We start from the raw sequence: 22,229 nt of genomic DNA, 5'->3' as shown, positions 1-22,229 counted from the left end.
GGCGCAGGCGGTCCGGGGACGCGACGACGGGACGGGCGCGAACGCAGGACTCGCTCCCGGCGGGGTTGCGAGGGTGACGACAGGTCACTTGTTCGTTCGCTCGTAATCTGATGACCCCGCGCGGTGATCCGCCGCGCGGGGTTCGCATATCCGTTGAAGGAGACCGATGCCCAAGGTCAGCGATGATCATCTGGCCGCCCGGCGCACACAGATACTCGACGGCGCCAGGCGCTGCTTCGCCGAGTTCGGATACGACGGCGCCACGGTCCGTCGACTGGAGGACGCCATCGGCCTGTCCCGCGGCGCGATCTTCCATCATTTCCGGGACAAGGACGCGCTCTTCTTCGCCCTGGCGCAGGAGGATGCCGAGCGGATGGCCGATGTCGCGGCCAACCAGGGGCTCGTGCAGGTGATGCGGGATATGCTCGCCGACCCGCAGGAGTACAACTGGCTGGGTACCCGGCTCGAGATCGCCCGCCGGCTACGCACCGATCCGGAGTTCCGGGCCGGCTGGACGCAGCGGTCGGCCGAACTCACCGCCGCCACGCTGGCCCGCCTCGAACGCCGTAAGGCGGCCGGCGCTCTGCGCGACGATGTGCCCACCGATGTGCTGCTGGGCTATCTCGATCTGGTGCTGGACGGACTCATCGCCCGTATCGCTTCGGGCCATACAAACGAAAACCTCACCGCCGTGCTGGATCTGGTGGAGGCCTCCGTCCGCCGTCGCCCCTGACGCGCCTCGTCCGGGACGCGCCGACCGGCTCAGTTCCCGGATTCCAGTGCGGTGAGCAGTTTTCCGGCGATCCGGTCCAGCTCCCGGCGGTCGGCTGCGGTGAGCGCCGACAGCATGCGCGTTTCGTTCGCGATGTGCTCGGTGACCACCCTGTCGACCAGTTCACGGCCGTCGGCCGTCAGCGAGACCAGGACGGCCCGGCGGTCCCCGGTATCGGCGATCCGCCGCACATAGCCCGCCGACTCCAGGCGATCCAGCCTGCCCGTCATTCCCGCCCGCGACAGCATGAGGGTATCCGCGAGCGCGGAGGGGTTGAGCTCGAACGGTTCACCGGACCGCCGGAGCGCGGCCAGGACGTCGAATTCTCCGCGCCGTAGCCCATGGGCCAGGAACACGGCCTCGATCTCGCGTTCGGCGACGATCGCCAGCCGGCCCAGGCGGCCGAAGACCACCATCGCCGCGAGATCCAGGTCGGGGCGTTCCCGGCGCCACTGCGCCGCGATGGTGTCGATCGCATCGGAATCCGTCATGGACAAGATTCTATTCGCCACGATATAGTTAGTCATCTAATTATTCGCCGACGAATCATCAGGAGCAGTCGTGAACACCACCCCGCACTCCCTCGCGATCCAGCAGCCCGGCGACGCCGAGACGCTGCGCACCGAATCGGTCACCATGCGGCTGCTCATCGACGCCGAGCAGGCCCACGGCGCGGTCAGCACCCTGGAGGTCACCATGGACCGCGGCGCCGACGGCGCGGCACCGCATTTCCACACGCGGTCGGCCGAGCTGTTCTATGTCGCCGAGGGCGAACTGCAATTGATGGCCGGGGACCGCATCCGCACCCTCGGCGCCGGTGGGTCCGCGGTGGTACCGAAGACGACCGTGCACGCCTTCGGTGCCACACCGGACAGCGGTGCCCGCATCCTCATCGCACTCATGCCCGGCGTGCAGCGCTTCGGCTACTTCCGGCTGCTCGAGCGGATCGCCCGTGGCGAGGCCACTCTGGACGAACTCGCCGCCTCCCAGGACGAATACGACAACCACTTCGCCGACGCACCCCAGTGGTGGGCGCAACGCAATGCCGAACGTCGCTGAACGGGAACAACCGCGCCCCCGGCCGGGTTCGCACCGGCATGACCTTCTCCGTCCCCGTAACCGTCCGCGGCTACGAACTCGATGTCCAGGGCCATGTCAATCAAGCGGTCTACCTGCAGTACGCCGAACACGCGCGCTGGGAGCTCCTACTCGCCGCGGGTCTGCAGGCGGACAAACTGGTGGCCGCGCGCGTGGGGCCGGTAGTCCTGGAGACCACCATCAAGTACCGGCGCGAACTGCGCGGCGGTGACGATATCCGGGTCACCTGCGTATTCGAATGGGGTAGCGGGAAGAGCTACCGGATCCGGCAGGAGATGATCCGCGCCGACGGCACCCTCTCCGCCGAGGTGGCGGGGGTCGGCGGCCTGCTCGATCTGGACGCCCGGCGATTGCTCGCCGACCCGGGCGGCCGTTTCCGCGAACTGGCCACGAACCCGGAGCTACTCGGACTCTGATCGACCGCGGGCCGGTTCGGCAGACAATTTTCCACCGACCGGCCATCGCCCGATTTCCGGAAATCTTCCGCCGCAGGAAATTTTCCGAAACAAGATCAGGTATCCGAACAGGGTAAATCCGGCGATATCGGCTTCCACGGTCCTGGTACGGCGATATGATCCGGACGCGCTCGGGTCGTGTCACGCACTGCGAGCAAGATCGGAGAATCCAGATGATCGATGCCCTCCACCTCCTCGACACACCCGAATGCGGTGCGGTCGCCACCCTCACAGGTGTCCTGGTCGGCGAATCCGACCGCGATATCCGTATCCGGGTGACAGACGGGACGTGGACCTTCCGGTGCCGGGACGTACTCGCCGTCCGGACGCTCGACGACCGGACGGCCGGCCATCGGGTCCGCGTCGACATCCGCCCCGGCAGCACCGCCGATTTCACCCGTACCCTGCGGATCGATGTTGCGGAGCGGCCGTTGACTCTCGCGGCGCCGCCGTCGGAGGCTTTCGGCGATCGACAGCTGCGCCGGCTCACCGAATCGTGGGCCCACCGCCTCGACCTGGCGGATACACCGGAATATCCCGCGACGTTCACCTGCGCACAGACCAGGTCGCACAACACCAGCGACGACGGTGTCCACAGCGACAGTTTCGACTGAACGGCGAGCGCGGTGCGCACCCCGGCGACCGGATCGGTCCTCATCGTTTCCGAATCCGACGATCTGCACGCCGCGGCCATGGAAGCTACGCTGCGCGAACAGCATTCGCTCGTGCCGCTCCGGCTCGACCTCCGCGATTTCCCGCGCGAACCGGGCAGTTTCCGGATGGCCGAGAACAGCGTCGAACGGTCGCTGGCCGGTTTGGCGGGGCTGGACGAGGTCCGGTCGGTGTGGTGGCGGCGGCCGCACCCGGCGGCCGTCCCCGCCGGGGTCCGGGCCGACGACAATGCCTACCGGCAGGCCGAATGCGACGCTTTCGTCCAGGGGCTGCTGTGGTCGCTCGGCGCCCAGTGGGTCAACGACCCCGGTAACGACCGGATCGCGCATCGCAAGATCGTTCAGCTGGACACCGCGCGCCGGGCCGGTTGCGCGGTCCCCGAAACATTGATCACCAACGATCCGGACGAGGCCCGGGCGTTCATCGAAACCCGCGGCGATCCCGTTGTTTTCAAACGCACCGGTACCTCCCGCGCCGAATTCGCCGAGACCCGGCTGGTCGCGGCCGCCGATCTGGACCGGCTCGGCGGTATTCGCTGGGCTCCCACCATCTTCCAACGCTACATAGACCCGGAATGCGATCTACGGGTGGTGTGGGTCGACGGGCAGGAATGGGCGGTACGTATCGATTCGCGCGCCGGCGCCGGGCGCGTGGATTCCCGGCTGGATACATCGGTCGATTTCGCGCCCGCGCTCCTACCGGCAGCCGTCAGCAAATCGCTGGCGACGCTGATGGGCACGCTGGGATTGAGTTTCGGCGTGCTGGATCTGCGGGTGGGCCTCGACGGTGAATACTACTTCCTCGAGGTCAACCCACAGGGGCAGTTCGCCTATCTCGAGATCAAGACCGGACTGCCGATCTTCACCAGCCTCGCCAATCTGCTGGTGTACGGAGACGGCTCCGTATCCGGGTGGTGAACGCGCCACCCGAGGCGATCCGCATGCCGACCCGCGCCGCCGGGCCCATACTCCCGGCGGCGGAGCCTGCGAATACGGTGGACTAGCGGGCTTTACGGCGGTTGGCACCACCGCGGCTGCGGAGCTGCACATGCGACTCCGTCAGCACATTGTGGATGAACCCGTAGGAGCGCCCGGTCGCACGTGCCAGCGACCGAATACTCGCCCCCGCCTCGTATTGCTTCTTCAACTGGGTTTGCAGGCGGTCCCGTGACTTACCCGTGACGCGGGTGCCCTTGCCCAATGTGCTCTTGCTCTGTACCGGCCTGTCGCCCATGGCTTCCTCCGAGTCGCCGAGCAGCGTCACTCTCAGGCTAAGCACTCCGCGACCATCCGGCAATGAGTTCTTGTGATGAAACTCACGCGAGCTGAATCAATTCCAGATACTCGGCCGACCAGTGGTCCTCGGTGCCGTCCGGGAGCAGGATCACCCGCTCCGGGTTCAGCGCCTCGGCGGCGCCCGGATCGTGGGTCACCAGCACCACCGCGCCCGCATAGGTGCGCAATGCGTCGAGCACCTGTTCGCGCGAGATGGGGTCGAGGTTGTTGGTGGGTTCGTCGAGCAGCAGCACATTGGCCGCCGAGGAGACCAGCCCGGCCAGCGCGAGGCGGGTCTTCTCACCGCCCGAGAGGGTCCCCGCGGGCTGCTCGAGCTGCGGACCGGTGAACATGAAGGCACCCAGCAGGCCACGCAACTCCTGCTCACCCGCGTCCGGCGCCGCATGGCGGATGTTCTCCCAGACCGAGGCCGCGTCGTCGAGGGTGTCGTGCTCCTGGGCGAAGTACCCCACCTTGAGCCCGTGCCCCGGCACCAGCCCACCGGCGGTGGGCTCCTCGGTACCGGCCAGCAACCGCAGCAGGGTGGTCTTACCGGCACCGTTGAGCCCGAGCACCACCACCCGGCTGCCCCGGTCGATGGCGAGATCCACGCCGGTGAAGATCTCCAGCGAGCCGTAGACCTTGGTGAGGTTCTCCGCCATCAACGGGGTCTTACCGCAGGGAGCCGGTTCGGGGAATTTGATCCGGGCGACCTTGTCGGCCACGCGTACCTCGTCCAGTTCCGACATCAACCGGTCGGCGCGTTTGGCCATATTCTGCGCGGCAACGGCTTTGGTCGCCTTGGCGCCCAGTTTGGCGGCCTGAGCCCGCAGCGCCGAGGCCTTCTTCTCCGCATTGGCCCGCTCCCGGCGGCGCCGCTGCTCATCGGTCGCGCGGGCATCGAGATATTTCTGCCAGCCCATGTTGTAGACATCGGCCTCGCCGCGTACCGCGTCGAGGAACCAGACCTTGTTGACCACGTCGGCGAGCAGTTCGACATCGTGGCTGATCACGATCAGGCCACCATCGTGGTTCTGCAGGAAACCGCGCAGCCAGGTGATGGAATCGGCGTCCAGGTGGTTGGTGGGCTCGTCCAGCAGCAGGGTGGTGTCGGACCGGCCGCCGCTGCCGTCGGAGGCGGCGAACAGGATGCGCGCCAATTCGATTCGCCGGCGCTGACCGCCCGAGAGGGTGCGCAGCGCCTGGTCCAGCACCCGGTCCGGCAGCCCGAGGCTGTTGCAGATCCGGGCCGCCTCACTTTCGGCCACATACCCGCCGAGCGCGGAGAAGCGGTCCTCGAGCCGACCGTATTTGCGGACGGCGCGTTCGCGTTCGGTCTCGTCGGCCAGTTCGGCCATCAGCGCCTGCTGCTTCTCCATATCGCGGATCAGCGCGTCGAGGCCACGGGCCGAGAGAACCCGGTCGCGGGCCAGGACGTCGAGGTTTCCCTCCCGCGGGTCCTGCGGAAGGTAACCGATATCGCTGGACCGGGTGATCGCCCCGGCGTAGGGCTCACCCTCGCCCGCCAGAATCCGCAACGTGGTGGTCTTACCGGCGCCGTTGCGCCCGACCAGACCGATCCGATCGCCGGCCTGTACCCGCAGCGCCGGTCCGGGCGCGGACAGCAGGGTACGGACGCCGGCCCGGACCTCGAGGTCGGTCGCGGTGATCACAGATATCTCCTAGGAACACGGGTTGGGGGCAGCGGCCCGGCTCGCCCTACGGTGGGCCCATCCATCGATCATCGGATGTGTCCGGACACGGAACCACCGATTTTACCCGGACCACGACACTGCCCGGTCACGGCGGCCGCCGGTCGGTCGGCGCCCGCCGGGAGCGCGGGCGGGCACGGTAACGTGCCCGGATATGAGCACCGATCTGTTGGGCAAGAGCGCGCTGGTCTCCGGAGCCAGCCGTGGTATCGGCTACGCGGTGGCCGCCGAGCTGCTGAGCCGGGGCGCGAATGTGCTGATCACCGCGCGCAAGGCCGAACCGCTGGAGAAGGCGGCCGCCGAACTGCGGGCACTGGGACACCAGGGCGAGGTCGCCGCCGTGGCCGGTAACTCCGGAGACACCGAATCGCGCCGCGCGGCCGTACAGCGCGCCGTCGCCGAATTCGGTTCGCTGGACATCCTGATCAACAACACCGGGATCAACCCGGTGTACGGCGCGCTGATGGAAGCCGATCTGGATGCTGTGCGCAAGATCTTCGATGTCAATGTCGTGGCGGCGCTCGGCTACATCCAGGAGGCGTACAAGGCATGGATGGGCGAGCACGGCGGCGCTGTGGTGAACGTGGCCAGTGTCGCCGGTATCCGCTCCACCGGGGTGATCGCGGCCTACGGCGCCTCCAAGGCGGCGCTGATCCGGCTGACCGACGAACTGGCCTGGCAGCTCGGCCCGAACATCCGGGTCAACGCGGTCGCGCCCGGGGTGGTGAAGACGAGCTTCGCGGACGCCCTGTACTCGGCGGACGAGGAGGCGGCCGCGCAGGTCTACCCGATGAAGCGGCTGGGTTCGCCCGAGGATGTGGCACGGCTGATCGCGTTCCTGGCTTCCGACCAGGCGGCGTGGATCACCGGTGAGACGGTGCGGGTGGACGGCGGGCTGCTGTCGACCGGCGGTATCTGAATCGATCGGTCAGGGCCGGGGTGGTGTCCGCACCGCCCCGGCCCTTGCTGTTCGGTGGGCCCGTGGCCCAGGGGTTCAGGAGCGGTGCGGCAGGTTCTGCAATCGGACCTGACCGCGAGCGATCAGCCGGTCGTCCGCGTCGGTGATCACCACCTGCCACAGCTGTTGCATTCCACCGCGATGCAGCGGGGTCGCCTCGGCCTGCAGCGTTCCTTCGCGGACGGCGCGCAGGAAATCGGTGTTGTTGTTGACCCCGACCACCACACCTCGTCCGCCGTACCAGGCTGCACCGCCGGTGCTGGCCAGCGTCTCCACCACGGTGCACAGCACCCCGCCGTTCTGAATTCCGGCCGGTTGATGCAGCTGCGGCGTCACGGTCCATTCACCGCGGACGCGGTCGGGCCCCAGTTCGGTCACGCGCAGACCCATCAGATCCGCGAAGGTCCCCTTGTTGATCTCGTTGAGTTGTTCGACGCTGAGATCGGCCATCGACATCGGGGGGCGGGTCTGCTGTTCGGTCATGGCTCCACAATCGCATGCTCGTCCCGGGACCCTGAGCGGGCCCGGGTGGTCCGGGGTGGAAATGGAGCGGCGAGCCCCACCTCGAGGGTGGGACTCGCCGCGGGCATTGGATCGGGGGTCACCGCAGCCCTCGGGACTCTCGCGCGATCCGTACGCCGGTTCAGAGTATAGGTCAGGCTTACCTAACTAGGCAACCCGCTGGGCCCGCCGGATCGCCATACCGCGATCTTCCAGCGCCATCAGCAACCCCTGACCCCGCCGCGCGCCCGCCACGGGATCCGTACCGGCCAGGTCCGGCACGTAAGTGGTCGCGCCGGAAACGGATTCGGCGACCAGCGCCCAGAAGCGGCGTGAACTCAGACCCGCACACCGCGCCAGCGCACCCTGGACCAGCAGCAGCGAGGGTTCGCAACGGTAGGCAAGCCATACCCACATCGCCCGTTCGCACGGTAGCGACACCACCCCGGAAGAACCCTCGAGCGGATCACCGGCGACGACCCGAATAGTGGTGTCGGTCAGGCCCGCCCAGTCGATCCCACCGTCGTTGTCGGTGTGGATCCACACATTCTCCAACCCGGGATCCCAGGCCCGCCCGTCGGCGATCCACAGGGCCGCGACCCGGCCGACCACGGCGTGGATGAGGGCGGTGGCCACCACCTCCGACGCGGCGGTCGCACTGATCATCTCGGCGACATGCCGCCGGTACATCAGGTCGATACGGCCCTCACGCAAACCTGTCGACAGCGCCCACCAGCGCCGTTTGCCCTGATCGGCCATGGCCGCGGCGGCATAGACACGCGGATGCTCCGGCTGCAGGGACCGTAACCGGGAACATGCCGAACCGAATGCCGCCTCGTACGGACGGGGGATGCGCACAGTGGCGAGTTCGGACATTCGAACCTCCTCGAGATCGGCGTCGCAGCAACGACTTGATCGAAAGATAGGTTAGCCTTACCAGACCTAGCAAGTATTTCTTGCGAACAAGGATGTAACGGACCGGTGACGTCACCCCGGCCCCCTCCCGCGGTGACGCATGCCCGGAGCCGGCCGCCGCCGCGACACCACACCTGCCGGGTGCGCCGATCACGCATCCGGCCCCGCATCACATATCCGGCTTTTCCGGTGTTCCACGGCCTATGATCAATCCCACGAAGTTACGACACCCTGTAGTACGGCACAGCGTCGTTGTAGTCGTAAAATCAAAAGATGGCTGGACTTGGTGAGCTCGAGAAAGCGGTTATGGACCAACTGTGGTCGGCCGACGAACCACAAACGGTCCGGCAGGTCCACGAGGCCCTGTCGGCACGCCGCGAACTCGCGTACACCACGGTGATGACCGTGCTACAGCGTCTCGCGAAGAAGAATCTGGTGGTGCAGCGTCGCGACGACCGCGCCCACCGGTACGCTCCCGTACACACCCGCGACGAGCTGGTCGCCGGTCTGATGATGGACGCGCTGCAACAAGCCGACGAGGCCGGAAGCCGGGCCGCGGCCCTGGTGCACTTCGTGGAGCAGGTCGGTAAGGACGAGGCCGCGGCCCTACGGGACGCACTCGCTAAGCTCGAAGCAACCGAGGACAATTAGCCTCCGCAGCGACCGACCTCGGACCCTGGCCCCACAACGCAGTGAGCAGAGTCGATGAACGCAGCAGCACCGGCATTCGCCGTACTTGCCTTGCTTCTCGCCGGTCCCGTCCCGGAATCACTCAGCAGGGCGACCTGGACTTATCGCGTACCCCGCGCCGCGCTCGTGCTCTGGCAGGCCATCGCGCTGGCCGCCGTGCTCAGCGCGTTCAGCTCCGGTCTCGCCATCGCGGCCGAACTCCTGGTTCCGGGGCACGACGGCCGCCCCACGACCAAACCCACCGACGAGATCGATGCGCTGGGCCTGCCGCTGTGGCTGGCCTACGTCTCGGTGTTCATGCTCACCCTGCTGGTCGGCGCGCGGCTCGTGTACGCCGCGATCCGGGTCGGTGTGCACACCCGGCGGCGGCGTGCCCGGCACCGCATGCTGGTGGATCTGCTCGACCAGAGCGGTCCGGTGCGCCGGGCCGCCGATATCCGGGTGCTGTCGGCCACCGAACCCATCGCCTACTGCCTACCGGGGCTGCGGCGGCGGGTCGTGGTGAGCGCGGGCACCCTCGACAACCTGAACGAGCAGGAACTCACCGCCATCCTCAGCCATGAGCGGTCGCATCTGCGGGCCCGCCACGATCTGGTGCTCGAGGCGTTCACCGCCGCGCACGAGGCCTTCCCGCGTTTCGTGCGCAGTAAATCCGCGCTGGACTCGGTGAAGCTGCTCATCGAACTGCTCGCCGACGATTCCGCGGTCAAGGTCACCGGCCCCAAACCCCTGGCCCGGGCCCTGGTGGCGTGCTCGAAATCGACCGCGCCGCAGGGCGCACTCGCGGTGGGCGGGCCGAGCACTCTGATCCGCATCCAGCGGCTGGCCGGCCCGCTCGGCGATTTCCGCGTCGCCGGGGCCGCCTATCTCGCCTCGATCGCCATTCTGGTGGTCCCGACCCTGGCCGTAGCGATTCCCTGGCTGGTCGAGCTGAGCCGGTTGTTCCGTGCCTGATCGCGCCGCTTCGGCGACCGGGACCCCGGCCGCTCCGCACCCCGACACCGTCCGCACGCCCCCGCCCTTCGCGCGCCTCGGGTTACCCGTACTGACCGTGCAGGCGTTGCACCGGGAAGGCATCACCGATCCGCTGCCGATCCAGGCCGCGGCCGTTCCCGACGCGCTGGCCGGCCACGATGTACTCGGCCGGGCCCCCACCGGATCCGGGAAGACGCTGGCGTTCGGGCTGCCGATTCTGGCCCGCCTCGCCGGGGCACCGGCGATCGCGCGCGCGCCGCGGGGCCTGATCCTCGCGCCCACCCGGGAATTGGCCCTGCAGATCGAGCAGGCGCTCGAACCCTTCGCGCTGGGCCTGCGGCTCGCCACCGCGGTGGGCGGTATGCCCCTGGCCCGGCAGAGCGAGAAACTCCAGCGCGGTGTGGATCTGCTGATCGCCACCCCCGGCCGGCTGGCCGATCTGCTCGACCAGGGCGCCGCGGTTCTCGACGCGGTCCGGATCGTCGCGATCGACGAGGCCGACCATATGGCCGATTTCGGTTTCCTACCGCAGGTGCGGCGGCTGCTCGATGCCGCACCCGGCGACGGGCAACGACTGCTGTTCTCGGCGACCCTGGACGACGAATCCGTACAGGACCTGGTCCGGCGGTATCTGCGCGACCCGGTCACGCACAGCGTGGCCGCGGAACCGGAAACCGGCACCGCGACTCACCATCTGCTGTACGTGGAGGTGGCGGACAAACCGGCCGTACTCGCCGAGATCGCCGCCCGGGAAGGCCGCACACTGCTGTTCGCCCGCACCCAGTACGGCGCCGAGAAACTCACTCGCCGGTTGCGCGAACAGGGGATCCGGGTCGCGGCGCTACACGGCGGCAAAGCCCAGAACCGGCGCATCCGGACGCTCGCGGCCTTCGCCGACGGCGGGATCTCGGCATTGGTCGCCACCGATATCGCCGCTCGCGGTATCCATGTGGACGCGATCTCACTGGTCGTGCACGCCGATCCACCGGCCGACGCCAAGGACTACGTGCACCGGGCCGGGCGTACGGCCCGGGCGGGTGCGAGCGGGACGGTGATCACGGTGGTCACGCCGGATCAGCGCGCCGAAGTGGCGGCGCTGGCGGCGGCCGCGGGCGTGGACGTCGTCGAGCACACGGTCCGGCCGGGCGACCGGGAGGTCCGCCGGCTCACCGGCGCACGCACCCCACCGGGGCCGGACACCACGGAGGCCCCCGCGAGTCCACCGGCGGCGCCGCGCGGCCACTTCCGCGGGCCGGGCGCCCGGGGCCGAACAGCCGGAGCCACCGGGAAACCGCCCTCCGGGCGCAGGCCCCATCGCCGTCGTTCGAAGTGAATCCGCCGGGCCCCCACGCCGGGGACACATCCCGATTACCATGGGCGCAGTGCAGTTTCTCCCCGGACAACACCCGCCGTACGACCTGACCTACAACGACGTCTTCCTGGTTCCGAACCGCACCGATATCGCCTCCCGGTTCGACGTCGACCTCGCGACGGCCGATGGTTCCGGCACCACCATCCCGCTGGTCGTCGCCAATATGACCGCGGTCGCGGGTCGGCGGATGGCCGAAACCGTGGCCCGGCGCGGCGGGATCGTGGTACTGCCGCAGGACCTGCCCAACAGTGCCGTCGCCGAGACCATCTCCTTCGTCAAGAGTCGATCGCTCATCGCCGATACACCGGTCACCCTCACCGGCGATCACTCCGTCTCCGACGCCCTGGCCCTGATCCACAAGCGCGCGCACGGTGCCGTCGTGGTCGTCGACAACGGCCGCCCGGTCGGCCTGGTCACCGAGGCCGCCTGCGCGGACGTCGATCGGTTCGCCCGCTTGCACGAAGTCGCCACCACCGATTTCGTCACCGTCCCGGCGACCGCGGAGGCGTCCTATATCTTCGACCGTCTCGAGGCAGCGCACGTCGGCGGTCCCGCCGTACTCCTCGCCCCCGACGGCACACTCGCCGGGGTACTCACCCGCACCGGCGCGGTACGCGACGGGATCTATCGCCCCGCGGTCGACGGTGACGGCAAACTGCGGGTCGCGGCCGCGGTCGGGATCAACGGGGACGTACCCGCCAAAGCGAAGGCACTCGTGGACGCGGGCGCCGATGTGCTGGTGGTGGACACCGCGCACGGTCACCAGGTGAGGATGCTGGAAACCCTGCGCGCGATCCGGGATCTCGACCTGGGCGTCCCGCTGGTCGCCGGTAACACGGTGTCGGCGGAGGGCACCAAGGACCTGATCGAAGCCGGCGCCGATATAGTCAAGGTCGGTGTCGGCCCCGGCGCCATGTGCACCACCCGGATGATGACCGGGGTGGGTCGGCCGCAGTTCTCCGCGGTCGCCGAATGCGCGGCGGCGGCCGCCGAGCTGGGCGCCCATATCTGGGCCGACGGCGGCGTCCGCCATCCGCGTGATGTCGCCCTGGCGCTCGCCGCGGGCGCCTCGAACGTGATGATCGGTTCCTGGTTCGCCGGCACCTACGAATCCCCCGGTGATCTGCGGATCGATCGGGACGGCAATGCCTACAAGGAGAGTTTCGGCATGGCCTCCAAACGCGCGGTCGCCGCCCGGACCACCGCCGACCGCGGTTACGACCGCGCCCGTAAGGCCCTGTTCGAGGAGGGGATCTCCAGTTCCCGGATGCAATTGGATCCGGAGCGCCCCGGTGTCGAGGACCTCATCGACCATATCTGCTCCGGTGTGCGCAGCGCCTGCACCTACGCCGGTGCCCGCACCCTCGCGGAATTCCACGAGCGCGCGATGATCGGGGTGCAGTCGGCCGCCGGGTTCGCGGAGGGCCGGCCGCTACCCGGCGGGTGGTGAGCCAGGCCACATCATCGGACGCCCCTACCGCGACCGTGCGCCCGCGCGCACGGTCGCGGTAGCATGAGAACCGCCGGCGACCGCCGGCCGCAATCGTCAGGACGAAAGGATCCAGTTGTCACCCGCGTCCGAGGGCGCCACTCAGGAGGGCTCATCTATCGAGCCGGGTGACAGACCCGGCGTCCTCCGATGTACGACCCTCCCCCCTCATCCGGCCCTGTCCACATCGCGGATCCCGATGTCCGCCGGGTGGTGGTGATATGGCCGTCGCACTCACCGTCCTCAGCCTCATCGGATTCGTCGCACTCACCGCGGGTACCGCGTTGTTCGTCGCCGCGGAATTCTCGCTCACGGCATTGGAACGCAGCACCGTCGAGGCACACGCGCGGGACGGCGACGTCCGGGCCCGGGCGGTCCGGCAGGCACACCGCACGCTGTCCTTCCAGCTGTCCGGCGCCCAGCTCGGTATCACCATCACCACGCTGATCACCGGTTATATCGCCGAACCCGTACTGGCTCGGCTACTCCAGCCCCTGTTCGGCCTGATCGGGGTCCCCGATTCCGCGGTCACCGGCATCTCCCTGGTTCTCGCGCTGATCCTGGCCACTTCGCTGTCGATGATCTACGGCGAACTGGTACCCAAGAACATCGCCATCGCCTCTCCCATGGCCACCGCCCGCGCGACCGCCGGGCCGATGGTGGCGTTCTCGGCGGTGTTCAAACCGATGATCCAGTTCCTCAACGGCACGGCCAACTGGGCGGTGCGCCGCTTCGGGGTCGAACCCGCGGAGGAACTGCGTTCGGCGCGGTCACCGCAGGAACTCGGATCGCTGGTCCGCACCTCGGCCCAGCACGGCGCGCTCGATCAGCGCACCGCGCAGTTGCTGGACCGCTCGCTGCAGTTCGGCGAGCGCAGCGCCGAGGAGCTGATGACACCGCGGGTCAAGATCGAAGCATTGGATCGCACCGACACCATCGGTGATCTGCTCGCCGCCGCGGCCCGTACCGGCTATTCGCGGTTCCCGGTGATCGACGGCGACCTCGACAACACGCTCGGCATCGTCCACGTCAAACAGGCCTTCACCCATCCCGCGCCGACCCGCGCGGGCGTGGGCCTGGCGCAGATCGCGCAGCCGGTACCCGTGGTTCCGGCGAGCCTGGACGGTGACGAGGTCCTCGAACGGGTCCGCGCCGACGGTATGCAGGTCGCGCTCGTCGTGGACGAGTACGGCGGGACCGCGGGACTGGTCACCATGGAGGACATCATCGAGGAGATCCTCGGCGATGTCCGCGACGAACACGACGAAGAGGAACGCGATGTACGCCGGGTCTCCGACGGCTGGGACTGTTCGGGGCTGCTGCGGATCGACGAGGTGACCCGGGCGACCGGGTACATCGCCCCGGAGGGCGAGTACGAGACTCTCGGCGGTCTGGTGCTCACCCGCCTCGGCCGGATCCCGGTGACCGGCGATACCGTCGTACTACCGCAGCGCCGCGGGCACGATCGCCGCCACGGTGACGGGCAGGGCGGCTGGCTGGCCCGGGTCGAACGGATGGATGGACGCCGGATCGACCGGGTGCGGCTGGTCCCGGCCGACGCCGAGGCCATCGCCCTGCGCGAACAGCTGCCCATCGCCCGGGAGGTCCACCATGGGTGACCTCTTCGGGGTGGCGCTGACCGTATTCCTGCTGGCGGGTAACGCCTTCTTCGTCGGCGCCGAATTCGCGCTCATCTCCGCCCGCCGCGACCGGCTCGAAGCGCTGGCCGCGCAGGGTAAACGCAATGCGGACACGGTGATCCGGGCCGGGCAGAATCTGTCGATGATGCTGGCCGCCGCACAGCTGGGCATCACCATCTGCTCGATCCTGCTCGGCCGGGTCGGTGAACCCGCGGTCGCGCATCTGCTGGAGAAGCCGTTCGAGCTGGCCGGCCTGCCGGATGCGCTGCTGCATCCGGTGTCGTTCGTGCTGGCCCTGGCCATCGTGGTGATCCTGCACATCCTGCTGGGCGAGATGATCCCGAAGAACATCGCGCTGGCCGGGCCCGAACGCAGTGCGCTGCTACTGGTGCCGCTGCATCTGGCGTGGCTGCGGATCGCCCGCCCGCTCATCGCGGTCTACAACTTCGCCGCGAACCTGAGCCTGCGAATGCTGCGTATCGAACCCAAGGACGAACTCGAGGCCGCGGTATCGAGCGACGAACTGGCCGAGATGATCGGCGAATCCCGGTCCGAGGGACTGCTCGACGCGGAGGAACATCGCCGGCTCACCCAGGCACTCGGTACCGGGGAGCGTTTCGTGGCCGAGGTCATGGTGCCGTCGGCGCAGGTACGCACGATTCCGCTGCGCGCCCACGGCACCACGCTCGGCGATATCGAGAACGCTGTCGCCGAAACCGGGTTCTCCCGCTACCCGGTCCGCGCCTCCGATGGTTCCCTGGTCGGGTATCTGCACGTCAAGGATGTGCTGGACAAGGTCTCCGATGAGACCGCGGGCCCAGGGACCGAGATTCCGCGTACCGATATCCGGCCGCTCCCCACCGTGCTGATGGGCACCACGCTCTACGAAGCGCTGGCCCGGCTGCGGCGCACCAGTAGCCATCTCGGCCGGGTGGTGGACGGGCGTGGCAATACCGTCGGCATCGTCGCGCTCGAGGATCTCGTCGAGGAATTCGTCGGCACCGTCCGCGACACCACGCACCGGGTCGCCGAATGACGGCTGCGGCGCTGCGCTCGGTGCTGGGTGCTACCGAGTGGCGGGCGCGCGCCGCCGCCCATCGCGACCGCCTCGACGCTCTGGCCGGCCCGTACCTGCACGCGCGGGCGGCCGGGGTGAAACATCCGGTGCTCGATTTCCTGTTCACCTACTACGGTCACAAACCCGCGCAGCTGCGCCGCTGGCATCCGGGTTTCGGGATCGCACTGGCCGACGCCGGCGAGTACACCGGGCTGCGCGGCTATCACCGCGTCGACCCCCCGCCCGGGGCAGCAGGCCCGGTGGTGACCGCCGACCCGGCCTTCCTGCGCGCGCGTGCCGATACGGCCTCCTATATCGCGGATCTGCTGCGCGCGACCGCTTCCCGCCCGGCACAGCTGTCCTGCTTCGGCCTGCACGAATGGGCGATGGTGTACCGGACCGGGGAGATCCGCCACGACGCGGTACCGCTGCGGCTGGGTGCCGGGGGTACGGACGCGGTGGTCGAATCGATGCCGGTGCGCTGTACCCATTTCGACGCATTCCGGTTCTTCACCCCGGATGCGGTCCCCCGCAACAGCCGCCGGCTGACCCGCGCCGACCAGATCGACAGCGAACAGCCGGGCTGCCTGCACGCCAATATGGACTTGTACAAATGGGGTTTCAAACTGACCCCGCTGATCTCGTCGGATCTGCTGCTGGACTGTTTCGCGCTGGCCCGAGACGCCCGGGAACTCGATATGCGGGCCAGCCCCTACGATCTGCGCGAACACGGCTACCACCCCATCCCCATCGAAACACCGTCCGGCCGTGCCGAATACGTTCGCCGCCAGGCCGCGATCGCGGACCGGGCGGCGGAACTGCGGAAACTGCTCCTGCATACCCTCGAAGCACTCGTGGACCAGCAGCCCGAGTAGCGGAGAAACGCACTGCCGCCGGGCCGACGATGCTACGTCTGCCGCATCGGCGAGATTCCACCGTCACATAACGTGACCCACTTCACATTCGCACTGCGTATCGAATAGTCGGCTCATAGCGATTCCGTATCGACCGACCGGCAGGCGGCGGTGACGAGGCGTGAAGGAAATCGCGATGACCGTAGCGGGACAACCGTATTCACAGGGCCGGCCGGGCCGGCCCGACAACCAGATGCTCGTCACCGAGGAAATGCGCCAGCTGCTCGGACGGATGGTGATGGCCGAGGTGACCGGAGGAGGTCGCGTCGAGTCCCACAACGACTACGGCGCGGTGATCGTGTTCGGTCGAAATCCGAATCATGCACTGCACGCCGTCCTGACCTTTCTCACCTGTTTCATGTGGTCTGTTGTCTGGCTGGTCATCGCTTTCACCCAGAAGGAGACGAGAGTGACGTTGTCGTGGGCGCCCGATGGCAGCCCGGTCCGCTGGGTGCACAAGTGAGCGGACACGACTTCCCTTGTGTCACTTGCGCCGATCAACCGAGCGGCTCACCGGTCCCTATCGGGGAGAGTGGGCACAGGGCCGGTGGAGTTCAGGGGTTCATGGCGTGTTCGGTGAACTGCCCGCAGGCGCGGAGCCCCGGGCGGCGGTAGACGGGCTCGCCGTCGGCGGATGCCCGTAGGACGGCGATACGCGGAACAGACCGGACGGCCCGCCACGTAGCCGACCAGATACCGGGCCGGGCAATGCGCGGCCAAGGCCTGTGGGGCGGCCCGGGCGAAGAAGCGGCGGACGGTGGCGGCCGGCGAGTCCCACCCACCAGGAGAAACGGCGGCCGGTGCGTGCCAGCGTCCGAGCAGTCTCGGTGATACGTGCCGTAGCGTCGGTGACGGTGAAACGGGCCGCGGCAACGATATTGAACGTGTCGTCGTCCAGGCCGCTGTCGGCGATCAGGAGACCCGGGCCCGTGATCGGTGGGGACGGCTCGCGGACCGGCAGGGTGATCTACCGACCGGCGATCAATCCTGTGATCGGGGCGCTCGCCACATCGGCCACAGGTCCGGGCCGCCCGGAACACAGATCGTGGCGGTCACCTCGAAGCCGAACCGTTCGTAGTAGGCGATGTTCGCCTGCTTACTGGATTCGAGGTAGGCCGGGACACCGTCGCGATCGCACTGTGCGAGCCGGGACCGCAGCAGCGCCTGTCCGAACCCGTGGCCGCGCCGGTCCGGGTCGGTGCCGATGGTCGCGAGATACCAGTGCGGTTCGTCCGGATGTACCGCGGACATCAGATCCGCCAGTTCCTTGCCCACCCGCAGCCGCCTGCCGAAAGCCCGGGCCAGCTGAGGCAGCATCCGCAGCTCACGCCACGATGACGACTTCCATTTCCCCGGGGCATCCCACAGCGCCACCCCACCGATCGCGCCCGACGGGTCCAGTGCGATATCCACGGCGCCGGAGCCGAAATGCTGGTGACGGGTCTGGGTCGCGAACAGACGTGGCAGTCCGAGCGCTCGCCGCGGTGGATCCGGCCAGAGCCACTCCATCACCGGATCGTCCTGGAACGCGGCGGCCAGCGTACGGGCCAGCGCATCGGTTTCGTCGCGGCGGGCCGGACGTACCTCGGGCGGGGGCGGCATGGCTACGTCCTCACTTTCCTGAACCGGTCGGGTGAGCACGCGCTACCCGCACGAAGGATAGTCCGCGGCGACGACAAGTCGCCGAACCACCGCACAAACGCACCGGCCGGGCCGCCGGCCATCGATCCGCCCACGACGGTTTTCCGGCACGGTCCCGCGGCGCTGGTTTGGTGCGCGAGATCGTGAGAAGAGCCCCGCACGGGGGCTTTTCGTATTCGTGGGTGGAGTATCGGCCCCGGGCCGGTGGCCTCGCCGCACCCGACCTCGCTATTCGCCGAAAACCCCTGTCCCGCCGATCTCCGATCGCTACCATCACTGAACAAATTCCGGGATGTGTACCGAACCCTCCCGGATACCGGGTCGGGTGAACCAGTTCGGGAAGCGCGAGGATGCAATGGGGCGTCCCTTCGGAAGACTACGCCGCACCAGGGCACTGGTCCTCGGAGCGGTCGGCGTGGTCGCCGCGGTCATGCTGCCGGGCAGTGCGTCGGCGGATCTGCAATCCGATATCCAGAATCAGGTCCGCGAATTCCTCGACGTCGGCCGGACCTCGGTCCCCCGGGCCGAATGTGGGCCGGGGTCGATGCCCGAACCGGGTCTGCAGGGTGATGTACCGGCGGTCGATCGCGACAGCGGGCGCAGCACCCAGGGCTACCGGTGCAATATGTCGATGGTCGGCCGGTTCGCCGGGCGCGGTGCCGGGATCACCTCCACCAGTTTCGAGCACTGCGCCTATCTGGGGACCTTCTTCCCCGGAAATCTGCTGCACCAGAACGGTGGCGTGCAGGTGCTCGACGTCTCCGATCCGGCGAATCCGCGGCCCACGGCGACGTTGAACGAACCCGCCATGGTGGCCGGTACCTGGGAGAGCCTCAAGGTGAACCGGGAGCGGAAACTGCTGGTGGGCACCGGAGTCCCGCTGCTGGTGGGAGCCGGGTACCTCTCGGTCTACGATATCTCCGACTGCGCGCATCCACGGCTGCTCAATCCGGGCCCCGGGACGAATCTCGCTATGCCGCTGCCGATCACCACCCACGAGGGCGGCTTCTCCCCCGACGGCCGCACCTATTGGGCCTCGGGGATAACACCCGGATTCCTCAGCGCCGTCGACCTCACCGATCCGGCGAATCCGCGGGTCGTCTGGCAGGGGCTGACCGGTCTCACCGCGCACGGTTTCGGAGTGAGCCCGGACGGCAACCGGATGTACCTCTCGGCGCTCAGCGGTATCACCGTGCTCGATATCAGTGCGGTGCAGCGGCGTGACCCGAACCCACAGGTCCATCACCTCGGCCGGATGTTCTGGTCGGACGGCTGGGCCACTCAGCACAGCATTCCGGTCACCTATGACGGCAAACCCTACGTGTACACCGTGGACGAGGGCGGGTCCGGCGGGGTGAAACTGATCGATATCTCCACCGACGGCGATCCCGAGGTCGTGGCGAAGATCAAACTGGAGATCAATCTGCCGCAGCATCTGGACAGTAATATCGCCTCGTCCATGGGTGGATCCATCTTCGCCTACGAATCGCACTACTGTGCGGCCGATCGGCCGGTGAACCCGACGGCCCTGGCCTGCGGCTGGATCTCCTCCGGGATCCGGGTGTTCGATATCCGCGATCCGCGGGCCATCCGCGAGATCGCCTACTTCAATCCGCCCGCCCGGACGGGACGTAATCTCGAACTGGTCAATTCACCGCACGCGCTGGCCTCGCTGCTCGGCATACCGGCGATGACCGCGCCCAGTGCGGCGCGCGCGGTACTCGAGGGACAGTTCGATCCGTCCCAGGCGCTGAGCTCGCGGACCGGCGAACTCGCCTTCGGCGATGTATCCACCGACTGGTGCCTGTCCCCGCCGGAGTGGCGCGGCAACGAACTGTATGTCACCTGTTCGGACAACGGATTCATGGTGCTGCACGTCGACGAATCGGTGTACTCGCCCCCCGCGGACCAGCAGTCCGTCGTGGGTTCGTGAACACTCGCCCGCGCCGGACCCGGCGGCCACCGTCACCAGGAGATGACGAAGCGGTACCACGAACCGTCGTACGGACGATAGGTCGTCTCGCTCGACGAGTGATCGGGTGGCGGCCCGTCCGGAAGATAGGCGAATCCGACCTCGTTCATGAAACCACCGCCGGTATGGAAACGGCATTCCGTACCCGCCCGATCTGCTCCGCCCTCCGCGGGGCGTATCCGCTCGATGGTGTAGACGCCGATCCGGTGTGGCTCGGAACTCGGCGCGCATTCCCGCGCGGCCGCTTCCAGCGATCCCTTCGACACCAGCCAGCCCACCCGCTCGGCCGTATCCGAGTACACGGCGGTGAAGGCCACCAGTACCAGGGCCGGAGCCACGGCGCTCAGCAGGTAGGCGCGGTACCGGATCGCCCCGAACAACGCGAAGATCGACCACAGCACGGCCAGCGCCAGTAGCGCACAGATCGTCAGCGCCAGATACCCGAAATCGCCGTCGGAGGCCACGAACCAGACCATTGCCGCACAACAGATTTCGACGGCGACCGCCAGCACCACCGTGGTCACTGTCCACCAGCGCGCCGTCGGCCGGCGCGCGACGCTCCCACCCCCGTATTCCATGGACCCACTCTAGGCCCGGCGCGGTGGACCGCGACCCGACGGCCACCCGGATCGCCGGCCCGGCCGGATCTTCCGGCAACCGCCGCGCCCCGCACGACAGGGCGATCGGCCCGGGGAGCACGCGGGACAGGCCAGCCGCTCTCAGGAGTCCGCGGACGCTTCCGAGAGGCGCCGGGCCGCCGGGCCCGCCCGGGGCCCGGCCAGGTCGTGCCCGGCCCGGCAACGGACGACCGAATTGGCTACCGGACTGAACCGCGTCCCGCCCGGATCGACTCGGTGCGCTGTCGCCGCGGCTGAACAGCACGGAACCCGGACACCGTAGGCGTCCGGGCTCCGTATCGGCAGTCGACTACCGATTCACAGCGGGGGGAATCCCGCCGACCCGGTGGTCGCCCACTGGAAGAAATCACCAACTCGCACCACGATCAGCGCGGCGATATCGAGCACGGTACTACCCATTCGAACCAATCCTCACACTTCGTCTTGCAGATACGGCCGCCCAGCGTAGGGCGCCCAGCCGGGGACGACAACCGGGGTCCGGCCCCGATGTCACCACTACGACATCCGCGCAGACTAACGGTCCACGGGCATCCGCGGCCACTCGCGACCGCTGATCGCGAGGGTGGCGGGATCGGTGGTGAGGGTCGCGCCCTCGTCGGTTCCGTATTCCGATTTCGCGGCGGCCGTGGAGCGTACTTCGAGCTCGGCGACGCCGACGAGCACGACGAGACCCACGACCACCAGCGCGACGGTGGTGAGCAGCGGCGTGAGCAATTCCACCGGCGCGGCACCTTCCGGCACGACCGTATGGTCGCCGTGATGGGCGCTCATGGCGGCCATTCCGGTGTAGTGCATACCGCAGACCGCGACACCCATGATCAGCCCGGCGCCGATGGTGTTGCCCCAGCCCTTCACATGCAGCATGAACCACAGCGCGGCGGTCGCGGCGACCACCGCGATCAGGATGGACAGCAGGACCAATCCGGTGCTGTATTGCATCTCCGCGCCGGTGTTCATCGCGGCCATGCCCAGGTAGTGCATACCCACGACACCGATACCGGTGATCGCCCCGCCCAGCGGGAGGGCGACCACTTCCCGGTGCCCGCGCACCACGATCGCGAGCCCGATCAGCACGACCACCACGGCGATAGCGGCACTGAGCAGTGTCATCGGCATGTCGTAGCGGATCGTCATTCCGTCGATGGAGAAGCCGAGCATGGCGGTGAAGTGCATAACCCAGATCCCCGCACCGCCGAGCGCGATGGCCGCCGCGATCAACCAGCCGCCGGCCTGTTCGGACGACCGCGCGCGCACCGCGCACCGAAGACCGAGCACCGACCCGATGAACGACATGAAATAGGCGAGAACAGGCGTCACCCACCCATTGCTGAAGTGCTCGAGCTGCACGTAATACTCCGATGTACTAGTCGATTTCCGAACCGAGCCCGTATGGACAGTAGTTCGACACACCCCGAGGGGGTCTGCAGAGTAAAAATTTCACCTCAGGTGACTGGATATTCGCCACCTGATGTCACAACTGAGCT

General features: G+C 68.1%; 23 protein-coding genes. 15 read left to right on the top strand and 8 right to left on the bottom strand.

Features of this window, described 5'->3' with window-relative positions; all coding sequences use genetic code 11:
- Nucleotides 1–166 precede the first annotated feature (166 nt).
- Nucleotides 167–733 carry a TetR/AcrR family transcriptional regulator gene (locus tag ACWEWT_RS03820; protein ID WP_449893010.1) on the top strand — a complete coding sequence of 189 codons (567 nt, stop codon included), beginning with the start codon at nt 167–169 and terminating at the stop codon, nt 731–733.
- A gap of 29 nt (nt 734–762) precedes the next feature.
- On the opposite strand, the gene ACWEWT_RS03815 is transcribed toward ACWEWT_RS03820, so the two are convergent.
- A complete protein-coding gene (locus tag ACWEWT_RS03815; protein ID WP_452555846.1) occupies nt 763–1,263 on the bottom strand; it encodes a MarR family winged helix-turn-helix transcriptional regulator in 501 nt (166 codons plus the stop codon).
- A 145-nt stretch (nt 1,264–1,408) separates the two neighbouring features.
- On the opposite strand from ACWEWT_RS03815, the gene ACWEWT_RS03810 reads away from it, so the two are divergent.
- From ACWEWT_RS03810 to ACWEWT_RS03795, 4 genes are all read left to right on the top strand, one after another.
- Nucleotides 1,409–1,831 (top strand): cupin domain-containing protein, encoded by a 423-nt coding sequence (locus ACWEWT_RS03810; protein ID WP_452557658.1) that lies wholly within the window; start codon nt 1,409–1,411, stop codon nt 1,829–1,831.
- A 38-nt stretch (nt 1,832–1,869) separates the two neighbouring features.
- Complete coding sequence (locus tag ACWEWT_RS03805; protein WP_452555844.1) at nt 1,870–2,286, top strand: acyl-CoA thioesterase; 417 nt, start codon at nt 1,870–1,872, stop codon at nt 2,284–2,286.
- Nucleotides 2,287–2,498: 212 nt separating this feature from the next.
- A complete protein-coding gene (locus ACWEWT_RS03800; RefSeq protein ID WP_452555842.1) occupies nt 2,499–2,939 on the top strand; it encodes a hypothetical protein in 441 nt (146 codons plus the stop codon).
- A gap of 12 nt (nt 2,940–2,951) precedes the next feature.
- Nucleotides 2,952–3,914, top strand: coding sequence for a hypothetical protein (locus tag ACWEWT_RS03795; protein WP_452555841.1), 963 nt, complete (start codon nt 2,952–2,954; stop codon nt 3,912–3,914).
- 82 nt (nt 3,915–3,996) lie between these two features.
- Here the strand turns inward: ACWEWT_RS03795 and ACWEWT_RS03790 are convergent, their stop codons facing one another.
- Complete coding sequence (locus ACWEWT_RS03790; RefSeq protein ID WP_280422023.1) at nt 3,997–4,230, bottom strand: helix-turn-helix domain-containing protein; 234 nt, start codon at nt 4,228–4,230, stop codon at nt 3,997–3,999.
- A gap of 82 nt (nt 4,231–4,312) precedes the next feature.
- On the bottom strand, nt 4,313–5,944 hold the full coding sequence (locus ACWEWT_RS03785) for an ABC-F family ATP-binding cassette domain-containing protein (RefSeq protein ID WP_452555839.1): 1,632 nt from the start codon (nt 5,942–5,944) through the stop codon (nt 4,313–4,315).
- Nucleotides 5,945–6,137: 193 nt separating this feature from the next.
- Between ACWEWT_RS03785 and ACWEWT_RS03780 the strand changes: the two genes are divergently transcribed.
- Nucleotides 6,138–6,902: an SDR family oxidoreductase gene (locus ACWEWT_RS03780; RefSeq protein WP_452555837.1), complete on the top strand. Its 765-nt coding sequence runs from the start codon at nt 6,138–6,140 to the stop codon at nt 6,900–6,902.
- Nucleotides 6,903–6,977: 75 nt separating this feature from the next.
- Here the strand turns inward: ACWEWT_RS03780 and ACWEWT_RS03775 are convergent, their stop codons facing one another.
- Both ACWEWT_RS03775 and ACWEWT_RS03770 read right to left on the bottom strand, forming a co-directional pair.
- A complete protein-coding gene (locus tag ACWEWT_RS03775; RefSeq protein ID WP_452555835.1) occupies nt 6,978–7,424 on the bottom strand; it encodes a PaaI family thioesterase in 447 nt (148 codons plus the stop codon).
- 186 nt (nt 7,425–7,610) lie between these two features.
- Nucleotides 7,611–8,318, bottom strand: coding sequence for a hypothetical protein (locus tag ACWEWT_RS03770; RefSeq protein ID WP_452555833.1), 708 nt, complete (start codon nt 8,316–8,318; stop codon nt 7,611–7,613).
- 312 nt (nt 8,319–8,630) lie between these two features.
- Between ACWEWT_RS03770 and ACWEWT_RS03765 the strand changes: the two genes are divergently transcribed.
- The 8 genes from ACWEWT_RS03765 (at nt 8,631) to ACWEWT_RS03730 (ending at nt 16,957) form a co-directional block, all read left to right on the top strand.
- Nucleotides 8,631–9,008, top strand: coding sequence for a BlaI/MecI/CopY family transcriptional regulator (locus tag ACWEWT_RS03765; protein ID WP_058856263.1), 378 nt, complete (start codon nt 8,631–8,633; stop codon nt 9,006–9,008).
- A gap of 54 nt (nt 9,009–9,062) precedes the next feature.
- The gene (locus ACWEWT_RS03760; RefSeq protein WP_452555831.1) at nt 9,063–10,001 is read left to right on the top strand and encodes a M56 family metallopeptidase; all 939 of its coding nucleotides are present in this window, start codon (nt 9,063–9,065) and stop codon (nt 9,999–10,001) included.
- 97 nt (nt 10,002–10,098) lie between these two features.
- Nucleotides 10,099–11,355 carry a DEAD/DEAH box helicase gene (locus ACWEWT_RS03755; protein ID WP_452557657.1) on the top strand — a complete coding sequence of 419 codons (1,257 nt, stop codon included), beginning with the start codon at nt 10,099–10,101 and terminating at the stop codon, nt 11,353–11,355.
- 49 nt (nt 11,356–11,404) lie between these two features.
- Nucleotides 11,405–12,844 carry a GuaB1 family IMP dehydrogenase-related protein gene (locus ACWEWT_RS03750; RefSeq protein WP_452555829.1) on the top strand — a complete coding sequence of 480 codons (1,440 nt, stop codon included), beginning with the start codon at nt 11,405–11,407 and terminating at the stop codon, nt 12,842–12,844.
- A 260-nt stretch (nt 12,845–13,104) separates the two neighbouring features.
- Nucleotides 13,105–14,502 (top strand): hemolysin family protein, encoded by a 1,398-nt coding sequence (locus ACWEWT_RS03745; RefSeq protein WP_452555827.1) that lies wholly within the window; start codon nt 13,105–13,107, stop codon nt 14,500–14,502.
- Nucleotides 14,495–15,559: a hemolysin family protein gene (locus ACWEWT_RS03740; protein ID WP_452555825.1), complete on the top strand. Its 1,065-nt coding sequence runs from the start codon at nt 14,495–14,497 to the stop codon at nt 15,557–15,559. The genes ACWEWT_RS03745 and ACWEWT_RS03740 overlap by 8 nt, the downstream gene beginning before the upstream one ends.
- Nucleotides 15,556–16,455, top strand: coding sequence for a 3-methyladenine DNA glycosylase (locus tag ACWEWT_RS03735; protein ID WP_452555823.1), 900 nt, complete (start codon nt 15,556–15,558; stop codon nt 16,453–16,455). The genes ACWEWT_RS03740 and ACWEWT_RS03735 overlap by 4 nt, the downstream gene beginning before the upstream one ends.
- A 175-nt stretch (nt 16,456–16,630) precedes the next feature.
- Nucleotides 16,631–16,957 carry a hypothetical protein gene (locus ACWEWT_RS03730; RefSeq protein ID WP_452555822.1) on the top strand — a complete coding sequence of 109 codons (327 nt, stop codon included), beginning with the start codon at nt 16,631–16,633 and terminating at the stop codon, nt 16,955–16,957.
- 518 nt (nt 16,958–17,475) lie between these two features.
- On the opposite strand, the gene ACWEWT_RS03725 is transcribed toward ACWEWT_RS03730, so the two are convergent.
- On the bottom strand, nt 17,476–18,096 hold the full coding sequence (locus ACWEWT_RS03725; protein ID WP_452555820.1) for a GNAT family N-acetyltransferase: 621 nt from the start codon (nt 18,094–18,096) through the stop codon (nt 17,476–17,478).
- 394 nt (nt 18,097–18,490) lie between these two features.
- Between ACWEWT_RS03725 and ACWEWT_RS03720 the strand changes: the two genes are divergently transcribed.
- Nucleotides 18,491–20,068: an LVIVD repeat-containing protein gene (locus ACWEWT_RS03720; RefSeq protein WP_452555818.1), complete on the top strand. Its 1,578-nt coding sequence runs from the start codon at nt 18,491–18,493 to the stop codon at nt 20,066–20,068.
- A 32-nt stretch (nt 20,069–20,100) separates the two neighbouring features.
- Here the strand turns inward: ACWEWT_RS03720 and ACWEWT_RS03715 are convergent, their stop codons facing one another.
- The gene (locus ACWEWT_RS03715; protein ID WP_452555816.1) at nt 20,101–20,685 is read right to left on the bottom strand and encodes a hypothetical protein; all 585 of its coding nucleotides are present in this window, start codon (nt 20,683–20,685) and stop codon (nt 20,101–20,103) included.
- 573 nt (nt 20,686–21,258) lie between these two features.
- Entirely contained in the window at nt 21,259–22,092 is an 834-nt protein-coding gene (locus ACWEWT_RS03710) for an MHYT domain-containing protein (protein WP_452555814.1), read from the bottom strand.
- Nucleotides 22,093–22,229: the final 137 nt, after the last annotated feature.

It is taken from the genome of Nocardia sp. NPDC003963 (assembly GCF_053605105.1).
Note: the sequence above shows the minus strand (reverse complement) of the source record. Positions and strands in the feature narration are given on the sequence as shown.

Coding starts and splice junctions, on each gene's coding strand:
- ACWEWT_RS03820 (WP_449893010.1), top strand. CDS start 167: ATGCCCAAGGTCAGCGATGATCATCTGGCCGCCCGGCGCACACAGATA.
- ACWEWT_RS03815 (WP_452555846.1), bottom strand. CDS start 1,263: ATGACGGATTCCGATGCGATCGACACCATCGCGGCGCAGTGGCGCCGG.
- ACWEWT_RS03810 (WP_452557658.1), top strand. CDS start 1,409: ATGCGGCTGCTCATCGACGCCGAGCAGGCCCACGGCGCGGTCAGCACC.
- ACWEWT_RS03805 (WP_452555844.1), top strand. CDS start 1,870: ATGACCTTCTCCGTCCCCGTAACCGTCCGCGGCTACGAACTCGATGTC.
- ACWEWT_RS03800 (WP_452555842.1), top strand. CDS start 2,499: ATGATCGATGCCCTCCACCTCCTCGACACACCCGAATGCGGTGCGGTC.
- ACWEWT_RS03790 (WP_280422023.1), bottom strand. CDS start 4,230: ATGGGCGACAGGCCGGTACAGAGCAAGAGCACATTGGGCAAGGGCACC.
- ACWEWT_RS03780 (WP_452555837.1), top strand. CDS start 6,138: ATGAGCACCGATCTGTTGGGCAAGAGCGCGCTGGTCTCCGGAGCCAGC.
- ACWEWT_RS03775 (WP_452555835.1), bottom strand. CDS start 7,424: ATGACCGAACAGCAGACCCGCCCCCCGATGTCGATGGCCGATCTCAGC.
- ACWEWT_RS03770 (WP_452555833.1), bottom strand. CDS start 8,318: ATGTCCGAACTCGCCACTGTGCGCATCCCCCGTCCGTACGAGGCGGCA.
- ACWEWT_RS03765 (WP_058856263.1), top strand. CDS start 8,631: ATGGCTGGACTTGGTGAGCTCGAGAAAGCGGTTATGGACCAACTGTGG.
- ACWEWT_RS03760 (WP_452555831.1), top strand. CDS start 9,063: ATGAACGCAGCAGCACCGGCATTCGCCGTACTTGCCTTGCTTCTCGCC.
- ACWEWT_RS03745 (WP_452555827.1), top strand. CDS start 13,105: ATGGCCGTCGCACTCACCGTCCTCAGCCTCATCGGATTCGTCGCACTC.
- ACWEWT_RS03740 (WP_452555825.1), top strand. CDS start 14,495: ATGGGTGACCTCTTCGGGGTGGCGCTGACCGTATTCCTGCTGGCGGGT.
- ACWEWT_RS03735 (WP_452555823.1), top strand. CDS start 15,556: ATGACGGCTGCGGCGCTGCGCTCGGTGCTGGGTGCTACCGAGTGGCGG.
- ACWEWT_RS03730 (WP_452555822.1), top strand. CDS start 16,631: ATGACCGTAGCGGGACAACCGTATTCACAGGGCCGGCCGGGCCGGCCC.
- ACWEWT_RS03725 (WP_452555820.1), bottom strand. CDS start 18,096: ATGCCGCCCCCGCCCGAGGTACGTCCGGCCCGCCGCGACGAAACCGAT.
- ACWEWT_RS03720 (WP_452555818.1), top strand. CDS start 18,491: ATGGGGCGTCCCTTCGGAAGACTACGCCGCACCAGGGCACTGGTCCTC.
- ACWEWT_RS03715 (WP_452555816.1), bottom strand. CDS start 20,685: ATGGAATACGGGGGTGGGAGCGTCGCGCGCCGGCCGACGGCGCGCTGG.